At 55.8% G+C, this 21,319-nt stretch carries 21 protein-coding genes; 18 read left to right on the plus strand and 3 right to left on the minus strand.

The genetic code is table 11. From position 1 onward, the window contains the following. Position 1 precedes the first annotated feature (1 nt). Complete coding sequence (gene arfB / locus EDC26_RS05195; RefSeq protein ID WP_132580226.1) at positions 2-397, plus strand: alternative ribosome rescue aminoacyl-tRNA hydrolase ArfB; 396 nt, start codon at positions 2-4, stop codon at positions 395-397. Between the two features lie 17 nt (positions 398-414). On the opposite strand, the gene EDC26_RS05200 is transcribed toward arfB, so the two are convergent. Further along, positions 415-1,338, minus strand: a complete 924-nt coding sequence (locus EDC26_RS05200; RefSeq protein ID WP_132580227.1) for a LysR family transcriptional regulator — start codon at positions 1,336-1,338, stop codon at positions 415-417. A gap of 107 nt (positions 1,339-1,445) precedes the next feature. Here EDC26_RS05200 and EDC26_RS05205 point away from each other — a divergent pair, with 107 nt between their 5' ends. The 17 genes from EDC26_RS05205 (at position 1,446) to EDC26_RS05285 (ending at position 19,682) form a co-directional block, all read left to right on the plus strand. Beyond that, on the plus strand, positions 1,446-2,960 hold the full coding sequence (locus tag EDC26_RS05205; RefSeq protein WP_132580228.1) for a CoA-acylating methylmalonate-semialdehyde dehydrogenase: 1,515 nt from the start codon (positions 1,446-1,448) through the stop codon (positions 2,958-2,960). Between the two features lie 245 nt (positions 2,961-3,205). Next, complete coding sequence (locus EDC26_RS05210) at positions 3,206-4,048, plus strand: IclR family transcriptional regulator (RefSeq protein WP_243700791.1); 843 nt, start codon at positions 3,206-3,208, stop codon at positions 4,046-4,048. A 43-nt stretch (positions 4,049-4,091) separates the two neighbouring features. After that, positions 4,092-5,036, plus strand: coding sequence for a dihydrodipicolinate synthase family protein (locus EDC26_RS05215; protein WP_132580229.1), 945 nt, complete (start codon positions 4,092-4,094; stop codon positions 5,034-5,036). A 90-nt stretch (positions 5,037-5,126) separates the two neighbouring features. Continuing rightward, the gene (locus EDC26_RS05220) at positions 5,127-5,939 is read left to right on the plus strand and encodes an ABC transporter ATP-binding protein (protein WP_132580733.1); all 813 of its coding nucleotides are present in this window, start codon (positions 5,127-5,129) and stop codon (positions 5,937-5,939) included. Next, positions 5,936-6,841 carry an ABC transporter permease gene (locus tag EDC26_RS05225; protein ID WP_207915063.1) on the plus strand — a complete coding sequence of 302 codons (906 nt, stop codon included), beginning with the start codon at positions 5,936-5,938 and terminating at the stop codon, positions 6,839-6,841. Before EDC26_RS05220 ends, EDC26_RS05225 begins: the two co-directional genes overlap by 4 nt. A gap of 24 nt (positions 6,842-6,865) precedes the next feature. Then, positions 6,866-7,939 (plus strand): ABC transporter substrate-binding protein, encoded by a 1,074-nt coding sequence (locus EDC26_RS05230; protein ID WP_207915064.1) that lies wholly within the window; start codon positions 6,866-6,868, stop codon positions 7,937-7,939. Beyond that, positions 7,939-8,658, plus strand: a complete 720-nt coding sequence (locus tag EDC26_RS05235; RefSeq protein ID WP_243700793.1) for an SDR family NAD(P)-dependent oxidoreductase — start codon at positions 7,939-7,941, stop codon at positions 8,656-8,658. The genes EDC26_RS05230 and EDC26_RS05235 overlap by 1 nt, the downstream gene beginning before the upstream one ends. 62 nt (positions 8,659-8,720) lie before the next feature. Further along, complete coding sequence (locus tag EDC26_RS05240; RefSeq protein ID WP_132580230.1) at positions 8,721-9,884, plus strand: mandelate racemase/muconate lactonizing enzyme family protein; 1,164 nt, start codon at positions 8,721-8,723, stop codon at positions 9,882-9,884. Positions 9,885-10,156: 272 nt separating this feature from the next. Then, entirely contained in the window at positions 10,157-11,035 is an 879-nt protein-coding gene (locus tag EDC26_RS05245; protein ID WP_132580231.1) for a MurR/RpiR family transcriptional regulator, read from the plus strand. Then, entirely contained in the window at positions 11,028-11,993 is a 966-nt protein-coding gene (locus tag EDC26_RS05250; protein ID WP_132580232.1) for an isoaspartyl peptidase/L-asparaginase family protein, read from the plus strand. The genes EDC26_RS05245 and EDC26_RS05250 overlap by 8 nt, the downstream gene beginning before the upstream one ends. A gap of 17 nt (positions 11,994-12,010) precedes the next feature. Beyond that, the gene (locus tag EDC26_RS05255; RefSeq protein ID WP_132580233.1) at positions 12,011-13,915 is read left to right on the plus strand and encodes a dipeptide ABC transporter ATP-binding protein; all 1,905 of its coding nucleotides are present in this window, start codon (positions 12,011-12,013) and stop codon (positions 13,913-13,915) included. Between the two features lie 51 nt (positions 13,916-13,966). Next, entirely contained in the window at positions 13,967-15,517 is a 1,551-nt protein-coding gene (gene gsiB / locus EDC26_RS05260) for a glutathione ABC transporter substrate-binding protein GsiB (protein WP_132580234.1), read from the plus strand. 52 nt (positions 15,518-15,569) lie between these two features. Beyond that, positions 15,570-16,490, plus strand: a complete 921-nt coding sequence (gene gsiC / locus EDC26_RS05265) for a glutathione ABC transporter permease GsiC (RefSeq protein ID WP_132580235.1) — start codon at positions 15,570-15,572, stop codon at positions 16,488-16,490. Positions 16,491-16,498: 8 nt separating this feature from the next. Continuing rightward, positions 16,499-17,416: a glutathione ABC transporter permease GsiD gene (gsiD, locus tag EDC26_RS05270; RefSeq protein ID WP_132580236.1), complete on the plus strand. Its 918-nt coding sequence runs from the start codon at positions 16,499-16,501 to the stop codon at positions 17,414-17,416. 9 nt (positions 17,417-17,425) lie between these two features. Beyond that, entirely contained in the window at positions 17,426-18,490 is a 1,065-nt protein-coding gene (locus tag EDC26_RS05275) for a DmpA family aminopeptidase (RefSeq protein ID WP_132580237.1), read from the plus strand. Between the two features lies 1 nt (position 18,491). Then, positions 18,492-19,310, plus strand: a complete 819-nt coding sequence (locus EDC26_RS05280) for a M55 family metallopeptidase (RefSeq protein ID WP_132580238.1) — start codon at positions 18,492-18,494, stop codon at positions 19,308-19,310. A gap of 192 nt (positions 19,311-19,502) precedes the next feature. Further along, positions 19,503-19,682: a hypothetical protein gene (locus EDC26_RS05285; RefSeq protein WP_132580239.1), complete on the plus strand. Its 180-nt coding sequence runs from the start codon at positions 19,503-19,505 to the stop codon at positions 19,680-19,682. 47 nt (positions 19,683-19,729) lie between these two features. Here EDC26_RS05285 and EDC26_RS05290 read toward each other — a convergent pair whose 3' ends face one another. Further along, entirely contained in the window at positions 19,730-20,224 is a 495-nt protein-coding gene (locus tag EDC26_RS05290; RefSeq protein ID WP_132580240.1) for an aminoacyl-tRNA deacylase, read from the minus strand. Positions 20,225-20,241: 17 nt separating this feature from the next. Next, positions 20,242-21,168 (minus strand): site-specific tyrosine recombinase XerD, encoded by a 927-nt coding sequence (gene xerD, locus EDC26_RS05295; protein ID WP_132580241.1) that lies wholly within the window; start codon positions 21,166-21,168, stop codon positions 20,242-20,244. Positions 21,169-21,319 lie beyond the last annotated feature (151 nt).

Genomic DNA, 21,319 nt, shown 5'->3' on the forward strand with positions numbered 1-21,319 from the left:
GATGCCGACCATTCCTGAGGCTGAAATCGAGTTCACTGCCATTCGCGCACAAGGCGCGGGTGGCCAAAACGTGAACAAGGTTTCGAGCGCCATTCATTTGCGTTTCGACATTCGCGCGTCGAGCTTGCCCGAGCATCTCAAGGAACGTTTGCTGGCGTTGAACGATCAGCGCATTACGAAAGAAGGCGTGGTGATCATCAAGGCGCAGGTGCATCGCAGCCAGGAGAAAAACAAGGACGATGCGCGTGAGCGCTTGCAGGAATTGGTGGCGAGCATTGCCGTGTTGCCGCGGGTGCGCCGGCCGACCAAGCCCACCCGCAGCTCGCAGCGCAAGCGTGTCGAAACGAAAGTGATGCGTGGTCAGATCAAGTCGACGCGAGGCAAGGTAACGGAGTAGGGCGGACCGGGCCGTTGCTATACGGGAGCCAGCGCTTCCTTCAGATAACTGACGAAGAGCCGCACGGCACGCGGCACATGCGTGCTGTAGGGTCGCAAGGCGTAAATGGCGTCGCCAAAGACCCCCACAGGTTTCCAGGAAGGAAGCAGATGGGTCAGGCGCGCCGCCTGGACATCTTGCTGGGCGCTGAAGTCGGGCAGTAAGGCGATGCCTGCACCGGCCGCCACCAGCTCGCGCAAGGCCTCGCTGTTGTTTGCACAAAAATTTCCCGTTATGGCGACGCTTCGTCTTTCTTTTTTGCGCTGGTTCGATTCGAAAACCCAGGTATGTTTGGCTGATGGGCGCAGATAGGTCAGGCAATTATGGCCGCTTAGCTCTTCGGGGTTTCCGGGTGTGCCATTTTTTTTCAGATAGGCCGGGGTGGCCACCAGCAAGGTTTTGGATGGGCGCAATAACCAGGCGACATGTGTTTCGGGCACGTTGGCGGTGTGGCGTATGGCCAGGTCGAAACCCTCTTGGGCGAGCGAGCTTAGATGATCGGAGAGTTCGATTTCGATGCGGATCTGCGGGTATGACCTTAAAAATTTCGCGATCAAGGGAACGATTTTCTGCCGCCCCAGCGCCATGGGCGCGGTGACGCGGACAACCCCGCTTGGGATGTCGGCCAGGTCTTTAATGCCGGCGAATCCCTGTTCGATCGCATCGAAACTGCGCTGCGTATTATTTACCAGTGCCATGCCAGGTTCGGTTAGACGCACGCTGCGCGTGGTGCGGCGTACTAGAGCTACGCCGGCCAGCTGCTCAAGCTCGGCGATGCGCAGGCTGACGGCGCCTTTGCTGACACCCAGGCGCCTTGCCGCGGCGGTGTAGCTGCCTGCGGTGGACAGCATGTTAAGCCAATAGATATGCGACCACGCCAGTTCGCTTTTGCGTTCTTTCATTACGATATTGTCTATTAATTTAAACAATGAATTAAAAATTATAGCCTTGTTCGTGCCTGTTGCGATGCCTATACTGGGCCTCTTGAGTCACTTCATCGGGAAAAAACATGAGTGCTGCAAAGGCCTACGACGATCAAAATGATGTGTTGAATTTTATTGACGGCAAGCCTGTAAAGGGTAGCGGCCGTAAACAGGATGTATTCAACCCCTCGCGTGGCGCAGTGGCCCGCCAATTGGTGTTGTCGTCGGTCGAAGACGTTAATGCGGCCGTAGCCGCCGCCAAGTCGGCGGCGCCGGGTTGGGCCAATACACCGCCGGTGCGCCGCGCCCGCATCATGAACAAGTTCTTGAACCTGATGAACGAGCATACCGACGCGCTGGCCGCGATGATTACCGCCGAGCATGGGAAAGTATTTACCGATGCCCAGGGCGAAGTGGCACGCGGCATCGACATTATCGAATTTGCCTGCGGCATCCCTCAACTGCTAAAGGGCGACTACACCGAGCAGGTCGCCAATGGCATTGACAACTGGACCATGCGCCAGCCCCTGGGTGTGGTGGCTGGAATCACGCCGTTCAATTTTCCTTGCATGGTGCCTTGCTGGATGTTTCCGGTGGCCATAGCGGCCGGAAACACGTTTATTCTCAAACCCAGCGAACGCGACCCCAGTCCTTCCCTTTATATTGCCAAACTGTTGAAAGAAGCGGGCTTGCCCGATGGCGTGTTCAATGTGGTGCAGGGCGACAAGGCCGCGGTGGATGCCCTGATCGAACATCCTGACGTGGCCGCAATCAGCTTTGTGGGGTCCACGCCCATTGCTCACTATGTGCACGAACGCGGCGCCCATTTCGGCAAGCGCGTGCAGGCTTTGGGAGGCGCAAAGAACCACATGGTCGTCATGCCTGATGCCGATATTCCGCGTGTTGTCGACGCGCTGGTTGGCGCCGCGTATGGGTCGGCGGGCGAGCGTTGCATGGCCATTTCGGTGGCGGTTCTAGTGGGAGATGTGGGCCAAAAAATAATGCCCATGCTGGAAGAACGCGCCCGCAACCTGAAAATCAAGGATGGCATGAACCTGGATGCGGAAATGGGTCCGGTGGTGACTCAACAGGCTAAACAGCGTATCGAAAACCATATTGAAATCGGCGTGAAAGAGGGTGCGACACTGCGAGTGGACGGCCGCGGATATAAGGTGGAAGGCCACGAAAGCGGCTTTTATGTGGGTGGGACGCTGTTTGACAACGTAACGCCGGACATGACTATTTATAAAGAAGAAATATTCGGACCCGTCCTGGCATGTGTGCATGTCAAAGACTTTGGCCAGGCCGTCGATTTGATCAACAACAACGAGTTCGGCAATGGCGTTTCGTGTTTTACCAGCGACGGCCATATTGCGCGCGAATTTGCGCATCGTATCCAGGTGGGTATGGTTGGCATCAATGTGCCTATTCCCGTTCCCATGTCCTGGCACGGTTTTGGCGGCTGGAAGCGCAGCCTGTTTGGCGATACGCATGCCTTCGGCGAAGAGGGCGTGCGCTTCTACACCAAGCAAAAGTCGGTGATGCAGCGCTGGCCTGAAAGTATCGGCAAAGGCAACGAATTTGTAATGCCTACGGTGTAGGCATCGCGTCTGTAGTGCTGTAGAGATGGGGCTTCGGCCCCATTTCATTTCGACTGAATAAAATGAAAGCGAATGTAATTTAATTTGATGCAGTCTGGATTCCTCCCTAGAATTTGCCATATATTTTAAAAATAAAAATTCGCAATCCGAACATTGAGGAATTTATGGAGATAGAAAAGCAATCAGGTTTTCGGTTTCTTTAGTAATAAAATAAAAATTCGCAATCCGAATAAAAGGAAGCTACAGTGAATCTGATCAAGTCTGAAGTGGCTAAAGATGACGATGATCGTTCTTCGTCGAAGAATACGGTTATGTCGCTCGCCAAGGGATTCAGAATTCTTGAGGCATTTACGGCGGCTCAGCCTGAGTTGACCATGGCTGAGGTGGCCAGGCGATCCGGGATCGATAACGCCACGGCATTTCGGTTTCTAAATACGCTGGTCAATCTCGGCTATGTGGAAAAGGTCGCCGATACCCGCTTGTTCCGTTTGTCTTTCAAAGTGCTGGATCTGGGATTCAACGCCATTGCGCATTCCGATTTGCGCACCAACGCCCGCCCGATCTTGAGGAGCCTGGTTGGCGAGGTGCGCGAGGTTGCCTCCATAGGTGTGCTCGAGGGCTCCGAGGTGCTCTATGCGGAACGCGTCCAGGCCGGCCTTACCCGGCTGGGAGTCGATATACGGATAGGCAGCCGGGTTCCCGTTTATTCGTCGGCGATAGGCCATGCCATTTTGGCGTGGTGCCCAAAAGAGTTTCAGATCCAAGTCCTTAAAGGGGCGCCAAGAAAGCAGCTCACAGCCACTACGTTGGTCGACCTGGACGAATTGATACAACGCCTCGAAGAGGTCAGGGCGCAGGGCTATGCCGTATCCAACCAGGAAACCGTGTCGGGACTGTACGTCGTCGCGGCGCCGATTCTCGATATTGACGGTGTGCCCTTGGCGGCATTGAGTGTGGCCACACCTGCCTTTAATACGACCCTGAACCAGTTCAAGAGCGACGCGATCATCCCTGTGATGGACGCGGCATCAAAATTATCGAAAGCTTTGCAAACCAATGGCGGTTTTACCTTGTCGAATCATTCATAAGTGAAAGACAGCTGCTGGCCGAATCAGAATTTCAAAAGGAGACATCGTGTCGAACGTAAATTTTCACGGGATTATTCCCGCCATTGCGGTTCCATTCAATCGCGACTTCAGTATTGACGAGCCCGAGCTGCGTCGTTTCGCACGCTGGTTAGCCCAGCAAAAGGGTATTACGGCATTAATGACCAATGGCCACACGGGTGAGGTGTTCTCCCTGACTCCTCGTGAACGCGCGGAGGTCACTCGCATCACGGCCGATGCGGTCAAGGATATCTGTCCCGTCATTTCATCCATTGTCTGCGAAGGGATCAGCGAGGCCAAAGAGCATGTGGCGATGGCAAAAGAGGCGGGCGCCCAGGCATTGGACGTCATGCCCCCCCATCACTGGTTGCGCTTTGGCTTCAAGCCGGAGCACTGTATTGATTATTTCACAGCCATAGGCGAAGCCAGCGGGCTCCCGCTGATTGCGCACATTTATCCCGCGTGGACTCGCGCTTCCTTTCCCAGCGTGCTGTTGGCCGAATTGGCAAAGCTTCCGTATGTCAGCGCATTCAAGATCGGAACGCGCGAAATGAATAAGTACGCCCGCGATTTGAAGGCAATCAGGGAGGTTGATGCGTCCAAGGCGCTTTTGACTTGCCATGATGAATATCTTCTGGCCTCAATGGTGCAAGGCATCGACGGTGCACTGGTCGGCTTTGCGTCGCTGGTGCCGGGCCTTATCTATGATTTATTGCAGGCGGTGAAAAAGGGCGATCTTAAGGAAGCGATGAAAGTCCAGGCGCTGATCGACCCTTTGAAAGATGCCGTGTACGGTGCGGGAGAGCCTACCGGTGAAGCGCATGGCCGCATGAAATCGGCCATGGCGCGAGCCGGAATCCTCCGTAGCGATACGGTTCGGCCTCCTACTCATTCTCCATCTGTGGCCGAGCTGAAAGCCATCGATGCAGCACTTTTGAACGCAGGCCTATTGAAGAAAAATGCCGCGTAACTTTCAGGCTTGGCAGAGCTGCGATCGGGCCGATGTATAGCGATCCGGCAATGCCACTTCCTAAGATTGGAGACATAAATGGCCGTTTTAATGGAGGCGCCCCTGCAAAGCGCGACTGCGGATGGACCCGCGGCAAACCCGATTATTGAAATCAGGAATTTAAGCAAAACATACTATACGCAGTCGGGCGACGTAAAAGCCTTGAACACTATTTCCCTGGATATCGCCAGTGGAGAATTCGTCACGATTGTCGGCCCTTCGGGTTGCGGGAAAAGTACCTTGCTGCGCATGTTGGCGGGTCTTGAGGACTGCGAGGAGGGCGTTCTTGCCTTGGATGGGAAACAAATCCAGGGTTCGTCGCATGATGTGGGGGTTGTATTCCAGGCGGCTAATCTGCTGCCCTGGTTTACGGTGCGGCAAAACGTATTGCTGCCTACCCGTGTTGGGAAACGGGGCAGCGATGGCTATGCCGACGTCGATGAGTTGTTGGAGATGACGGGCCTGGCCGACTTCGGCAATAAATATCCCTATGAGCTGTCGGGAGGGATGCAGCAACGTGCCGGAATTTGCAGGGCTCTTGTGCGCAACCCCCGGATATTGCTGATGGACGAGCCGTTTGGCGCTTTGGACGCCTTGACGCGTGAGCGCATGAATCTGGAGCTTCAACGTATTTGGCGGGCAAGCAATAAAACCGTCATCCTGATTACCCACAGTATTTCAGAAGCCGTGTTCCTTGGCGATCGAGTCATTGTGATGTCGTCGCGCCCGGGCACCATATTGCAAGACTTGAAAGTCGATATCGACCGTCCAAGGGCCTTCGACACCATCCTCAACTATCCGTGCTACGCAGAATTGTCGCGCGAAATTCGCGGGCTCTTGAACGCCGAAGGAGGTATTGAATGAATACGATTCTGTCGCAGTCCGCCGCAAATTCAGCATCTTCGGCGCTATCGATGGCTCAGGGCCGCGATGCGGCATCAAGTACGCTAAAGAAGGCGGACTCCAGCGAGTTCAGGCGGCGCAAGCCCAAGGGTGTGAACGGGCCGCTCATCACGACTCTTGGTTTGATCGTGATCATCATTGCCTGGGATTTAAGCGTTCGCTTTCTGCACGTTCCCAAATACATTCTCCCCTCCCCGGAGGCAGTTGCCTATGCGTTATGGTCTGGATTGGCCGTGTCCATTACCAGCCCGGTAGGTTTCTACGTTCCTTTATGGAGCACCTTCTCGAACGCGGCCATAGGGTTCTTTTTTGGAACAGCGGCGGGATTGGTTCTAGGCTCATTGATGGCCGAAAGCCGTACGGTGGAAAAATTGGTGATGCCCTATGCCTTTGCCTTGCAAAGCCTGCCAAAGGTAGCGATTGCGCCGCTTGTCGTCATTTGGCTGGGGTTTGGCGATGGATCGAAGGTTGCCATTGCCGCGCTGCTGGCCTTTTTCCCTATCTTGATCAATAGCTTTACCGGACTGCGCTCGGTTGAGCCGGAACGGATCGACTTGATGAAGTCTTTGTCCGCGTCGGCGTTCGAGACCTACCGGCTGGTCAAACTGCCCAATGCTGCGCCTTATATTTTTGCCGGCCTGGATATGGCTGTGGTTTATGCCTTGCTGGGAACCATCGTGGCGGAATTCCTAGGTGCTCAGGAAGGCATGGGCGTGGTGATTACGCAGGCCCAGGCCGTTACCGATGTGGCCGGTGTTTTTGCCGCCCTGATTATTTTGGGCGCAATGGGTATTGCCTTGCATGCATTGGTGCATGGTGTGGAAAAGCGTGTCGTCCACTGGACGGAACGCAACAAAAACTAAAGCATATTTAAAGGAGAGACAAACGTGAAAATTTCGCGCAGAGAATTTGTGATGGCTTCGGGTGCCATTGCGGCAAGTCTGGCCGTAGGCCCAAAACTTGCCATGGCGGCGGCTGGATTACCGAAAATAAAGCTGGGTGTTGGCTTAAAGGCCATGAGTCCGATCGTAATCAATCTCGTCATTGGCGAGGTGCTTGGCTATAACAAGGCAGAAGGCTTCTCGGTCACGACTCAGGTATTGGGATCGAATGCCAATGTCCAGGTAGCAGTCGATCGCGGCGAAGTTGATTTCGGCGTTGGCGTGCCCTCGTTCGGTTTGCCGGTTCTGGCCCAGGGCGAGTGGAAAAAATCGATCAATTTTTATGAATATACGTATCCGTATAAGTGGGACATTGCGGTCTTGCCGAAGTCGTCCATTAACGGGTACGAAGATCTGAAGGGCAAACGGATCGGAGTCTCCGGTTTTGGAGCAACCGATTACCCTGTCACCAAGAATGTTCTGCAGTCGCTTGGCTTTGATCCCGACAAAGATTTCAAATGGGTTGCGGTCGGCGGTGGGGTGCCGGCGGGTGTGGCCCTGGAGCGTGGTCAGATCGATGCATTGGCTTATTACGACGTCGGGTTCGGTTTGATCGAAGCGGCAGGCCTGCCATTCAGACTGGTGCCTCGTCCGGCCAAGCTGCCGTTGATCGGAGGACAATTCCTGGAAACGCAGACGGATCGATTACAGAAGAACAAGGCTCAGGTCATAGGTCTGGGGCGCGCTGTATGCAAGTCCTCGAATTTCATTCTCGCCAATCCTAAAGCGGGTGCGTTGGCGTTTCTTCGCATGTACCCCGAAGCGGCTCCCCGAGGAAGTTCACAGGATCAGGCTGTAGAATCGATTTATCGAGCCATTAACCGGCGCATAAAACTGTATTCCCCGCCTTATCCCGGCGCCAAAATGGGCAGCATCAATGTCCGGGAGTTGCAAACCGAGGCGGCGATGAATCACTGGAATATTTCCGACTATGGCCTCTTCTATACCAACGATCTGATTGACGAGATCAACAATTTCGATCTTGACAAAATTCGCCGCCAGGCCAAGGAATACAGCTAGTGAGTGCAGGGCGCTTCGAAAAGGGTGGGAGGGCCATAGCTAGGCGCGCGATCGTCACCGGGGCCAGTTCGGGAATAGGCGCCGCGATAGCTCAGTGCCTCCTTGCGCATGGCTGGCGAGTTACGGGGCTTGATCGCCTGCCGGCCGCTGACAACCGGGAGATTGAAGGCTACGAATTTCGGCGCATTGATCTTGCTGATACTGACGCTATCTCTGTGTTGTTTTCGGGTTACCGGGATATTGATGCGTTGGTCCACGCGGCCGGCTTCATGCGTGTCAATCCGGTCGGTGCGTTCAATGTGCAAGACAGTGTAGCCATGTGGCGCGTTCATGTTCTGGCTGCCGAGGCCATGATCAATGCAGCGGTCCCCATCATGCCCGATGGGGGACGAATTGTCTTGATAGGAAGCAGGACTGCAATGGGCGCAGCGGGGCGCAGCCAATATGCCGCCACTAAAGCCGCCTTGCTCGGGCTTGCCAGATCGTGTGCCCTGGAGCTCGCGCATCGAGGCATCACGGTGAATATTATTGCTCCGGGAGCTACCGAAACGCCGATGTTGCATGACCCCGCTCGCCGGGGAAATCCGCCAAGATTGCCGCCAATCGGTCGATTCATTCAGCCTGGCGAGATTGCGGAACTTGCCGCTTATTTATTGGGCCCTTTCGCCGCCGCAATTACCGGTCAACAAATTACCTTATGTGGAGGAAGTTCTCTTTGAGTGGCCAGTGAGGGTTATTGAATTATTGATTTCCCCAAGAGCAATTCAGAGAGATGAGCGATATGAAAATACTTGAAATTCGTGAAGTAACCAAGCCGATTGCATCGCCGATTCGAAATGCCTACATTGATTTTTCGAAAATGACGACCAGTCTTGTGGCTGTTGTCACCGACGTGGTGAGGGACGGCAAGCGGGTTGTGGGCTACGGGTTCAATTCGAATGGCCGCTACGGGCAGGGCGGGCTGATTCGTGAGCGCTTCATGCAGCGGATAGTCGACGCCGACCCGGTGTCGTTACTGAACGATCAACAAGACAATCTGGACCCTCACCGGGTATGGTCGACATTGATGACCAATGAGAAGCCGGGAGGGCATGGCGAGAGATCCGTGGCTGTCGGAACCATAGATATGGCAGTCTGGGACGCGGTCGCAAAAATAGCGAACAAGCCATTGTTCAGGCTATTGGCCGAGCGCTACAAGCACGAAGCCAACCCGAAGGTATTCGTCTATGCAGCCGGCGGATATTATTATCCGGGCAAGGATCTATCGGCGTTGCGGGCAGAGATGCGCAGTTATCTCGACCGTGGCTATAACGTGGTCAAGATGAAAATCGGCGGAGCGTCCCTGTCCGACGACGCAAAACGGATTGAAGCGGTATTGGCCGAGATTGGCGGCCAGGCGCAATTGGCTGTAGATGCCAACGGACGGTTCGATCTGGATACGGCAATCGATTATGCCAGGATGCTGAGAGCCTATCCTTTGTTCTGGTATGAAGAGGCAGGGGATCCCCTGGACTACCGGCTTCAGGCGGTGTTGGCTGATTATTATCCCAACCCCATGGCAACCGGAGAAAACCTCTTCAGCCATCAGGATGCCCGTAATCTGTTGAGATATGGCGGGATGAGGCCGGACCGGGATTGGCTGCAGTTCGACTGCGCGCTTTCGTATGGTCTATGCGAGTACCTGCGAACCCTGGACGAGCTGAAAATTGCCGGATGGTCTTTCGATCGCTGCATTCCGCATGGAGGGCATCAGATGTCTTTGAATATTGCCGCGGGTCTGGGACTGGGAGGTAACGAAAGCTATCCGGACTTGTTCCAGCCCTATGGCGGCTTCCCCGATGGCGTTGCCGTTGAAAATGGTTATGTCACTATGCCGGAATTGCCGGGCATAGGGTTCGAAGGCAAGCAGGCGCTCTATCGGGAAATGCGTAATCTGGCGGAATAAAGCGGTTCGAACGTAGAGCCATGGTGGCAGCCACAAGGGCTGCCACTACAAATGCGGAACCGTCGTTAATGTAGCGGCAGCCCTTGTGGCTGCCAAAATCGTCGGCAATCAAGAAGGTATCCACAACATACCCGTGAATTTTGTAGCGGCACCCCTCGTGGGTGCCGTTTTTTTATCCATTGGCTAATGGTAAACCCCATTTTGAAAATAATTTTTCTTAATATATTATCCATGTAAATATTATTTCAAAACAAACAGGCTCCATTTTCATCATGGCTATAAAGTCGCCGAGCATTGCCGAACGTGTTGAAAAGACCTCTGCAACCATGAGCCGCACGCAAAGGCGCATGGCCGATTACGTGTTGTCGCATCAGTTCAAGGTCGCCACCATGACGATTGATGAGTTCGCCAAAGAGGTCAATGCGTCGATAGCCACCGCAAACCGGTTCGCCAGGCATTTGGATTTTGACGGTTATCCGCATTTTCGGTCGGCACTGGCCCGCGGGTTTCATGCGGCCCTGGCTCCTGTCGAGAAGCTGCGGTCCGAACTGGCCAACCCTACCAGTGTCGCCGAGGTATTTACGGCGTCGCTGCAGGAAGACATCCACAACTTCCAGGAGACACAGGCGGGCCTTAATGGGAAAGCCTGCGAGCGCGCGGTGGACCTTATCTTGTCGGCCCACAGGATATTTACAGTGGGGTTTGGCGGCAGCGGCTTCCTGGCGGCTTTGCTGCAGCGCGGGTTGTGCACCTCTTGTGATTATGTTGAGTGCCTGGCCAGCGCGGGGGGGGCTTCTCATGCCGCTCGCCGTATGTCCAGGCTGACGAAGAAAGATTTGGTCATTGCCATTATTTTTCCGCGCTATCTGGCCGATACCGTGGCCCTGGCGCGTGCGGCAAGGGCCGCGGGAGCCTCTTTGCTTTTGTTGACAGACAGGCCCACTTCCCCCTTGGCGCCAGACGCCACCGTGGCCTTGTATGCAAGTAGCGAGCGTCACTTTAGTGCCACTTCGGAAACCGCTGCCTTGGGGCTCATAGAAGCCTTGTGCGCGGCTACGGCCTATAAGGCGAAAGATTCGTTGCAATCGGCGGCCGGACTCGCTGTGTCGGTCATGCCTTGGCTAGTATTTGAAGGAGATTCTGATGATTAAACCCGTAGTCGCCATACATGGCGGCGCAGGCGCGATGTCGCGTGCGGCCATGTCCGCCGATGCGGAGCGGGGCTATCGCGATGCGTTGAGCCATGTTTTACTGGGTGCCCAGGCTGTTATGGCCAAGGGCGGCAGTGCGCTTGACTGTGTTGTACACGCCGTTAGCCTGCTCGAAGACTGCCCCCTGTTCAATGCAGGAAAAGGGGCTGTATTTACCAGCGCAGGAACACATGAGTTGGACGCGTCCATTATGGACGGCGCCACGCTGAATAGTGGCGCGGTTGCCAATTTGGCTCATGTCAAGCACCCGGTGCTGGCTGCGCTGGCCGTCCTGAAACATAGCAAACATGTGTTCTTTGTCGCAGAGGGCGCCGAAGAGTTTGCTCTGGCGCAAGGCCTGGAGATGGTTGCCAACGATTACTTCTCCACGCCTCATAGAAGAGAACAGTGGTTGCGTGTTGTCAACGATTTCCCGGGCCAGGCCATTCTGGATCACGATGCGGCGCTCGCGGTGGCCGAGCAGGCCCCCTTGGATCCCGACCGGAAATTTGGCACGGTAGGCGCCGTGGCTGTGGATGCGAACGGGAATCTTGCCGCCGCGACATCAACGGGTGGCGTTACGAACAAACAGATTGGGCGGGTTGGCGATGCGCCGCTTATTGGTGCGGGTTGTTATGCAGCCAACCGGACCGCGGCCGTTTCAACGACGGGCACGGGCGAGATGTTTATTCGCATGGTCGCCGCCTACGATGTGGCCGCCATGATGGAGTATGCCGGGCTAAGCCTTGAGCAGGCGGCTCATAAGGTCGTACATGAAAAGCTGCCCACTATCCAGGGGCAGGGAGGCTTGATCGCGGTGGATGCCATGGGCAATGTGACGATGCCTTTCAATACGGAAGGCATGTATCGCGGCTATGCCAAACAAGGTGAAGCACCGTTTGTCGCTATTTACCGCTAGAGATCGGGCCAATAGCTATGACTGACACTGTCGATCACGCGCAGCCCGGCAACATCTGTTTTCCCGAACAGAGGGTGCTGCAGGTCAAGGATTTAAGCGTCGATTTTATTTCGCACGGGGAAACGGTTCAGGCAGTAAATAATCTGTCCTTTCATGTCGACTTGGGTGAGACGCTGGCTATTGTCGGCGAGTCGGGCTCAGGGAAATCGGTGACTTCTCTGGCGTTGATGCGCCTGGTCGAGTATGGCGGAGGAAGAATTGCCAGTGGCGAACTATGGCTGCGCAGGCGTAACGGCACCCTTCTGGATGTGGCGCGCGCCAATGCCGCTACCTTAAGATCCGTGCGTGGCGCCGATGTCGCCATGATTTTTCAGGAGCCCATGACTTCCCTGAATCCTGTTTTCACGGTTGGAGAACAGATCGCGGAATCCATACGCCTGCATCAGGGCAAGTCGTCTGACGCCGCGCGCGCCGAAGCCTTGCGCATGCTTGAGCGGGTGCGGATTCCCGAGGCCCGTTCTGTGATAGAACGACACCCGCATCAACTGTCGGGCGGGATGCGCCAGCGTGTCATGATTGCGATGGCCCTGGCATGCAAGCCCGCGTTGCTGATCGCAGACGAGCCCACCACGGCGCTCGACGTCACCATCCAGGCGCAGATATTGCAATTGATACGTGAGCTTCAGCAAGAGATGCGCATGGGGGTGATATTCATCACTCATGACATGGGTGTGGTGGCTGAAGTGGCCGATCGTGTTTTGGTCATGTATCGAGGCGCGAAGGTGGAGGAGGGTACTTCGGAGCACATCTTTCATTCGCCCGGCCACTCTTATACCCAGGCCCTGTTGGCGGCGGTGCCGCGGTTGGGAGCGATGAACGGAACGGACGACCCAGCCGCATTCCCCTTGTTGATCGCAGCGCAGAAGGCGGCGCCGGCCGATATCGCGCAGCCGCCCGCAGATGAAGCGATTGCGAGGCCTGTTGCGTCTGAGCCCATCTTGTCGGTTCGAGGGTTGGTGACCCGGTTCGATGTGCGTGGCGGCATTTTCAGTCGCGTCAAGCGTCGCGTCCATGCCGTCGAACAGGTCAGCTTCGATTTATATCCAGCCCAAACGCTGGCCTTGGTGGGCGAATCGGGCTGCGGAAAATCGACCACCGGGCGGTCGTTGTTGCGTCTGGTCGAGACGCAGCGCGGTTCCATCACGTTTAACGGTCGCCAGATCAGTCATTTGGCCGGCCCTGAGCTGCAAGCCTTGCGGCGCAATATCCAGTTTATTTTCCAGGATCCGTTTGCGTCTCTGGATCCTCGCGTGACGGTGGGGTTCTCCATTATGGAGCCGCTGCTCATTCATAAGGTGGCCAGTCCCGCCCAGGCACAGGTTCGCGTCGAACAATTATTGGAACGCGTCGGCCTGCCGCCGGAAATGGCGCATCGTTATCCGCACGAATTCTCGGGCGGGCAGCGTCAGCGCATTTGTATCGCGCGTGCCTTGGCGCTTAACCCAAAGGTGGTCATTGCCGATGAATCGGTTTCGGCCCTGGATGTATCCATACAGGCGCAGATCGTGAACCTGATGTTGGAGCTTCAGCAAGATTTGGGGGTGGCGTTCCTGTTCATTTCGCATGACATGGCGGTGGTAGAGCGCATCAGCCACCGCGTGGCCGTCATGTATATGGGGCAAATCGTCGAGATAGGGCCGCGCCGGGCCATTTTCGAGAATCCTCAACATGCTTATACAAAAAAGCTTATGGCTGCGGTGCCGGTCGCAGACCCGCAGCGCCGCCACAGGGCGCATACGCTTTTATCGGGCGAAATTCCAAGCCCGATCAGACGGGTGGGCGACGAGCCCATAGTGATGCCGCTGGTGCAGTGCGGTCCCGACCATTTTGTGGCCCGTCATGCAGTGGGCGGGAGTAGTTGAAAGTACGAGGAAGTATCTTTTTTGTTATTTATGGTTCCAGGAGGAGTGACGATGTTAAAAAAATTCAAGACGACGAGTTTGATTTCTGCGGCGGTGCTGGCATTCGGCGTGTTCAATGCGCCGGCTGCGTTGGCGGCCAAGGACGTGACCGTGGCGGTGCCGATTGCGGTTGATTCCCTCGATCCCTACAACACCAACAGCACGTTGAGCATGGCGGTGGGAAAATCCTATTACGAAGGGCTGTTTGCTTTCGATAAGGATTTGAAGATCGTCAATTTGCTGGCTACCGGCTATGACGTCAGCGCCGACGGGATGACCTACACGATCAAGTTAAAGCATGGCGTCAAGTTTCAGGATGGCACGGATTTCAATGCCGATGCCGTGAAAGCCAATCTGGACAGGGTCATGGACCGCGCTAATCATTTGGCTCGATTCAGCCAATTCAACCGTATCAAAACGGTTGAACCGCTCGACCCTTACACGGTCAAGATTACCCTGACCGCGCCATTTTCACCGTTCATCAATTCGCTGGCGCATCCATCGGCGATGATGATTTCCCCCACAGCGCTCAAAAAATACGGTAAGGATATTGCTTTTCATCCCGTCGGCACGGGTCCGTTCGAGTTCGTTGATTGGAAACCATCCGAATACCTGAAAGTAAAAAAATTCGCCGGCTATTGGGATAAGACCTTGCCGAAAATAGATACCCTGACCTTCCGCACCGTCACCGATAACAATACGCGTGCGGCAGTGGTGCAGACCGGTGAAGCGCAGTTTGTTTATCCCGTGCCGTACGAGCAGGCGGAAATCCTGAAGAAGAACCCAAAACTGGATGTGGTGGTCAGCCCGTCGATTTCGGTGAAGTACGTGACTTTCAATGTGTTGGAAAAGCCGTTCGACCAACTGAAGGTGCGTGAGGCCATTAATTACGCTATTAACAAGAAAGCGCTGATCAAGGTGGCATTTGGCGGTTACGGGGGCACCATGGACGGTGTGATTCCAACAAGCGTGGACTACGGCGTGAAAATGAAGCCATGGCCTTATGATCCCGCCAAGGCCAAAGCCCTGCTGAAAGAGGCCGGCTACCCCAACGGTTTTACGAGCACCCTGTGGTCGGCCTATAACGATGGGACGTCCGTAAAGGTCGTGCAGTTCTTGCAGCAGCAGCTGGCGCAGGTCGGAATCAAGGTGTCGCTACAGGTGCTGGAATCCGGCCAGCGCGTGCAACAGGTCCAGCAGGTGCAAAGTCCTAAAGAGGCTAAAGTGCGCATGCTCTACCAGGGCTGGTCGTCTTCGACCGGCGAGGCCGATTGGGCCTTGCGGCCTTTGCTCGATTCCCACTCGTGGCCTCCGGTGTTGAACAACACGGCCTACTATAAAAGCGCCAAGGTCGATGACGATATTGCCAAGGCGTTGGTCATCACCGACAGGGCTCAAAAGGCGGCCATCTACAAGGATGCTCAAGAGCAGGTCTGGAAGGATGCGCCTTGGGCATTTCTGGCAGTGCCCAGCAATATTTCGGCCAAAAGCAAGAAGCTCAGCGGCATGTACACCATGCCTGACGGCAACTTTTATTTTCGGGATATCGATCTGAAGCCGTAAATAAACCTTGTTGCATGTACGGGAGAGCGTTCTCCCGTACATAGGATCCAAGATGTTCACTTATATTGTTAAACGAATTCTGGGCATGCTTCCAACGTTGTTGTTGGTGGTATTGGCCGTATTTTTATTCGTGCGTATGCTGCCGGGCGACCCTGCTCGACTGGCCGCGGGGCAAGACGCCGACCTGGAAACCGTTAATCTGGTGCGCCAGGAACTGGGGCTTGATAAGCCATTGCCGGTTCAACTGACCCGATACGTGGTGGATTTGCTGCACGGTAATCTGGGCACATCGCTACGCACGAAACGTCCGGTGGCGGTCGTGATTGCCGAGCGCTTCATGCCGACGATGTGGCTGACGCTCATCAGTATGGTCTGGTCGGTTATTTTTGGCATGGTAATCGGGATCGTGTCTTCCGTATGGCGCAATCGCTGGCCGGATCGCTTATGCATGACCCTGGCCGTCTCGGGCATTTCGTTTCCAGCCTTTGCCTTGGGGATGGTGCTGATACAGATTTTTTCGGTGCAATTGGGGTGGTTGCCTACTGTGGGCGCCTCCAGTCCCAGCCATTACATTCTGCCTTCCATCACGCTGGGGGCGGCCGTGGCTTCGGTGATGGCCCGATTCACCCGGGCTTCGTTTATTGAGGTCATGCAAGAAGACTACGTGCGTACGGCTCGCGCCAAAGGCGTATCCGAGTTGCTGGTCGTGGCCAAGCACACCTTGCGCAATGCCATGATCCCGGTGGTCACCATGATGGGCCTGCAATTCGGGTTCCTGCTTGGCGGGTCGATTGTGGTCGAGGTCGTGTTTAGCTGGCCTGGCATGGGCAGCTTGCTGATCGACGCCGTCACCGCGCGGGACTACCCCGTCATACAGGGCCTGGTCTTGTTGTTTTCCTTCGAGTTCATTGCGATTAATCTGGTGGTCGATGTGCTGTACGGCGCGATTAATCCCGGCATCCGATATAAATAAGGATATTGATGGATACCATCGCTCAGAATGAAATTACGGCGCATGTACAAACGGCGGGCGTGCGATTATCGAATACCGTCAGAACGCCGTGGTCCGAATTTTGGCGTAAGTTGCGCAAGCAGAAGCTCGCCGTCGCAGCGGGGCTGTTTTTGGTATTTCTGGTCGTTGTCGCCATTATTGCCCCCTGGATTGTTCCTTACGACGCCGAGAATTTTTTCGACTACGACTCTCTGAATGCCGGGCCGTCGTTGCTGCATTGGCTGGGCGTGGATTCGCTGGGGCGCGATATATATAGCCGGATATTGATGGGGTCTCGAATCTCTCTGGCCGCGGGCTTCCTGTCCGTTGCGCTAGGAGGGGTTGTCGGTACCTTCCTGGGTTTGATGGCGGGTTACTACGAGGGCTGGTGGGAACGGATTACCATGCGGATATCCGATGTGCTGCTGGCCTTTCCAGGCATTCTTCTGGCGATTGGCGTGGTCGCTGCGATGGGATCGGGCATGATCAATGTCATTGTGGCGGTGGCGGTATTCAGCGTGCCTGCATTTGCCCGCCTGGTTCGCGGCAATACCTTGTCGATAAAACACATGACCTATGTAGAAGCGGTGCGCAGCGTGGGCGCATCCGATTGGACAATTATTTTCCGGCATATCTTGCCCGGCACGATTTCGCCCATTGTGGTGTACGGCACCATGCGCGTGGGCACCTCGATTATTACGGCGGCGAGCCTGTCGTTTTTGGGTTTGGGCGCGCAGCCGCCTACGCCAGAGTGGGGCGCCATGCTTAACGAGGCCCGGTCCGATATGGTGCTGGCACCGCATGTGGCGATTTTTCCGGCCCTGGCCATATTCGTAACGGTGCTGGCGTTTAACCTGCTCGGAGATGGCTTGCGCGATGCGCTCGATCCCAAGCTCGATACAAAATAAGCACTGGCAATGACTCAACTAAAACAAAGCGCCCCTCGCATCGGGGTGTTGCAGGCCGGGCCTTTGAACCTGATCTCGGATGTCCCGGGCATTACGGTGGGCCATGCGACGCACGCCGATGCGCAGATACAAACAGGTGTGACGGTACTGCGGCCTCATGCGGGAGACTTATTTCAAGACAAGGTTCCGGCGGCCGCTACCGTACTGAACGGTTTTGCCAAAAGCATAGGGTTGTTGCAACTCGATGAACTGGGGGTGCTTGAAACCCCAATTGCATTGACCAACACGTTTAGCGTCGCGGCGGTGGCGCAGGGGCAGGTTCGCCAGGCGATTGCCGCCAATCCGGAAATCGGCCGTTTGCTGCCGACGGTCAACCCGCTGGTGTTCGAGTGCAACGATGGCTACCTGAACGACATTCAGGCGATGGCGCTGACCGAGCATGATTACCTGATGGCGTTCGATTCTGCGCAGCAGCGCTTCGGGCAAGGCGCTATCGGGGCAGGGCGGGGCATGTCGTGCTTTCAACTGAAAGGGGGTATAGGCTCGGCTTCACGGCAAACGCCAGGTGCCGATCCTTATACGGTAGGCGCGTTGGTGCTTGCCAACTTCGGCAAATTACCCATGTTGACGGTTGGTGGCCATTTGGTCGGGCCGCGCTTGCAGGCGAAGATTGGCGGCCACGACGATTCCGTGGAAAAGGGCTCCATTATTATTCTGGTCGCCACCGACGCGCCGCTGGACTCGCGGCAGTTGCGGCGCTTGTCTTTGCGTGCTGGCGTTGGCTTGAGCCGGACGGGGTCGGTCTTCGGCCATGGCAGCGGCGATGTGGCTTTGGCCTTTTCAACGGCTTATACCATCCCGCATTTGCCTGTGCGCAAGATGCCGTGCGTGGCGTTATTGCATGATGTGCTTCTGGACCCTTTGTTTCAGGCGTGTGCCGAGGCGGTGGAGCAAGCCATCGTGAACGCATTATGGAGTGCCGAATCGATCCAGGGACGAAATGGGCATTGGCGCACGAGTATTGCCGACCTGATACCGGATTGGCAGCAATGGTTGAACACGACAGGGGATTAGCGTGAGAATTTTGATTTCAGCGGATATCGAAGGCGTTGCGGGAGTTTTTCATGCCGAGCAGACCCGTCCCGGCAACCCGGAGTACGAGCGAGCCCGCCTGTGGATGACGCAAGAAGCGAATGCGGCCGTCGAGGGGGCGTTTGATGGCGGCGCCACCGAGGTTCTGGTCAATGATTCGCATGGAAACTTTCGCAATCTTTTGCTTGATCATCTGGACCGGAGAGCGCGCTATATACAGGGCAAGCCACGGTATCTGGGCATGATGACCGGGCTCGAATATGATTGCGATGCTGTCTTTATGGTTGGCTTCCATTCCCGGGCGCAGGGCCGGGGCGTATTGGCGCACACAATCAGCAGTTTTGCGTTTTCTCGCGTCGTATTCAATGGTCTCGAATTGGGCGAGCCGGGCTTATATGCGGCCTTGGCTGGCGAGCGTGGTGTTCCTGTCGTACTGGGTACGGGCGATAATGTTTTTATCGAAGAAAATGCAGACCTTTTATCCAGCGCTATGTGGGTGGAGACCAAACAGGCTTCAGGCCTGAATAGTGCCTGCACCCTGACGCCGCTTGCGTCCCAGGAAGCGATACGCAGTGCCGCTGAGCAGGCAATATCGCGAGTTGCCCAGTCAAGACCCTTTGTCATCGCCGCACCTATCGATTGTGTGCTGACTACGACAACCAGTGGCATGGCAGATTTATTTTGCCAGTGGCCAACGCTGGAGCGTATTGACGGGGTAACGGTAAGGTTTCATGCCGATACGGTTGAGTCGGCGGTCCGGATCCTCAACTGTTTGTCGGCCATGTCGGCGATGCTGCGCTAGGGGCGCAATAACACGGTGCAGCGCATCGTAACGCGACGAAATAACTGCTTTTCTTCAAGCTCTCGCGATTTAAAAACCTTAGGCATATTATCCATTGCATCGAGCTATGGCGCTTGCCTTCGCGATCATGAAAATGGTCTCGACAGGTTCGGCCGGCACCATGCTTCTAAGGAATTTCCGGGAGTTTATATCGTGAAAAAAGTATTGACCATCGCCGCATTATTTTCGCTGCTGGGTGGATGCGCCGTCTATGTGCCGAGGCATCAGGCCGTCGTAGTTCGCCCAGGAGTCGTCGCCGTTCGCCCTTATGCGCCGCCTGTCGTGGTGGCTCGCCCCTATCGTCGCCCTTATTACTATGGGCCGTACTATTGAAGCGATGGCCAACGTCTGGAGCGGCGCGCAGGGCGATCTGCCGGCGTTCAGGCTTTAGGCAAATTTACGTGTACGGGCTGCGCGGCAAGCAGGGCAACCAGGCTTGCCGACGGTACGCTGATCATATAGCCACGGCGTCCGCCATTGAGGTAAATGACTGGATAGTCCAGCAAGCTCGCTTCCACCCAGACGGGCATTTTCTTGCGTGTTCCAAAGGGTGAAGTGCCGCCTACTTGGTAGCCCGAATGCTTTTGTGCGATGTCAGGCGAACAGGGGGCGATTTTTTTGGCGCCGATCTGGCGGGCCAGATTTTTAGTGGATACTTCGCAATCGCCATGCATGAGTACGATCAGGGGGTGGGTGTGCTCATCTTCCATGATGAGTGTTTTGGCCACTACATGTGGGTCTACGCCCAGTTGCCGCGCCGCTTCGGCGGCGCCTCCGTGGTCCAGATACTCGTAGGGATACTCGTCAAAGGCAATTTTGTGCTGCTTTAAAAATTGCGTGGCGGGGGTTTCGGAAACGTGTCTGGATTTGTTCATGAGAGGTCAGCGTGTTTTTACCCGCGCGGGTGGTGTTTGGCATGCAAGGACTTGAGTCGTTCGCGTGCAACATGAGTATAAATCTGCGTGGTCGAAATATCGGCATGCCCCAATAGCATTTGAACCACCCGCAAATCGGCGCCGTGATTAAGCAGATGCGTGGCGAACGCATGGCGTAAAACGTGAGGGGACAGGGGTGTGTGTATATCGGCCTGCAACGCGTATTTCTTGACGATCAGCCAGAATGACTGGCGTGTCATGGCCGCCGCCCGGGCGGTCACGAAGAGGGCATCGCAGCGGCGGGATCTGAGCAGGGCGGGGCGGGCCTGCGCCAGATATTGTTCGATCCAGTAAGCCGCTTCGGCCCCCATGGGGACCAGGCGGTCTTTGCCGCCTTTGCCCATGATGACACGCACCACGCCTTCGTTCAGGCTGACATCAAGCAGGTTCAGATTGACCAGCTCTGATACGCGCAAGCCTGTGGCGTACAGGGTTTCCAGCATGGCCCGATCCCGCAGGCCCAGGTCGGTGCGTTCGTGAGGCGCTTGCAGCAACTGTTCGACCTGATCTTCGGACAAGGTTTTTGGAAAACGGGCAACACGCTTGGCCGCGCGCAGGGTCAGGCACGGATCGTCGATGACGTGGCCCTGCCGCATCGCCCATAGGTAATAACGCCTCAGCGCCGCCAGGCGCCGGTTCGAGGTGCTGGCCTTGGTCGTGGCGTGGCGGGCCGCAAACCATTCCTGGATGTCCGCTGCCTGTGCCGCGTCCAGCCCGGTGCTTCCGTGGCCAGCCAGCCATTGCGCAAAAGCGGTAAGGTCGCGGCGGTAGGCGGCCAGGGTGTTGTCGGCCAATCCGTCTTCGAGCCAGACGGCGTCTATGAACGAATCGATTGAGGCGGGCGGCGAGAATGTCAAAAGGGTTTCCGTAGGGGGTAAGAACATCCCGGTATTGCGAGTCAATTCTAAACGGTTTGGATTGACTACCGTTATATACCTGTATATATTTCGCTTCAGGCCGGATGATATTTTGTACGAAGGGTTTTGTAGCGGCACCCCTTGTGGGTGCCATCCAGCCAATAAAAAGGGGTAAGCG

The sequence above is a fragment of the Paralcaligenes ureilyticus genome (genome assembly GCF_004346225.1).
In the GTDB taxonomy this organism is placed as follows: domain Bacteria; phylum Pseudomonadota; class Gammaproteobacteria; order Burkholderiales; family Burkholderiaceae_B; genus Paralcaligenes; species Paralcaligenes ureilyticus.

Excerpts from the sequence above, each read along its gene's own strand:
- EDC26_RS05200 (WP_132580227.1), bottom strand. The coding sequence starts at position 1,338 with ATGAAAGAACGCAAAAGCGAACTGGCGTGGTCGCATATCTATTGGCTT.
- EDC26_RS05275 (WP_132580237.1), top strand. The coding sequence starts at position 17,426 with ATGACTCAACTAAAACAAAGCGCCCCTCGCATCGGGGTGTTGCAGGCC.
- EDC26_RS05250 (WP_132580232.1), top strand. The coding sequence starts at position 11,028 with ATGATTAAACCCGTAGTCGCCATACATGGCGGCGCAGGCGCGATGTCG.
- EDC26_RS05290 (WP_132580240.1), bottom strand. The coding sequence starts at position 20,224 with ATGAACAAATCCAGACACGTTTCCGAAACCCCCGCCACGCAATTTTTA.
- gsiC (WP_132580235.1), top strand. The coding sequence starts at position 15,570 with ATGTTCACTTATATTGTTAAACGAATTCTGGGCATGCTTCCAACGTTG.
- EDC26_RS05240 (WP_132580230.1), top strand. The coding sequence starts at position 8,721 with ATGAAAATACTTGAAATTCGTGAAGTAACCAAGCCGATTGCATCGCCG.
- EDC26_RS05255 (WP_132580233.1), top strand. The coding sequence starts at position 12,011 with ATGACTGACACTGTCGATCACGCGCAGCCCGGCAACATCTGTTTTCCC.
- EDC26_RS05225 (WP_207915063.1), top strand. The coding sequence starts at position 5,936 with ATGAATACGATTCTGTCGCAGTCCGCCGCAAATTCAGCATCTTCGGCG.
- arfB (WP_132580226.1), top strand. The coding sequence starts at position 2 with ATGCCGACCATTCCTGAGGCTGAAATCGAGTTCACTGCCATTCGCGCA.
- EDC26_RS05205 (WP_132580228.1), top strand. The coding sequence starts at position 1,446 with ATGAGTGCTGCAAAGGCCTACGACGATCAAAATGATGTGTTGAATTTT.
- EDC26_RS05220 (WP_132580733.1), top strand. The coding sequence starts at position 5,127 with ATGGAGGCGCCCCTGCAAAGCGCGACTGCGGATGGACCCGCGGCAAAC.
- gsiB (WP_132580234.1), top strand. The coding sequence starts at position 13,967 with ATGTTAAAAAAATTCAAGACGACGAGTTTGATTTCTGCGGCGGTGCTG.
- xerD (WP_132580241.1), bottom strand. The coding sequence starts at position 21,168 with ATGTTCTTACCCCCTACGGAAACCCTTTTGACATTCTCGCCGCCCGCC.
- gsiD (WP_132580236.1), top strand. The coding sequence starts at position 16,499 with ATGGATACCATCGCTCAGAATGAAATTACGGCGCATGTACAAACGGCG.
- EDC26_RS05245 (WP_132580231.1), top strand. The coding sequence starts at position 10,157 with ATGGCTATAAAGTCGCCGAGCATTGCCGAACGTGTTGAAAAGACCTCT.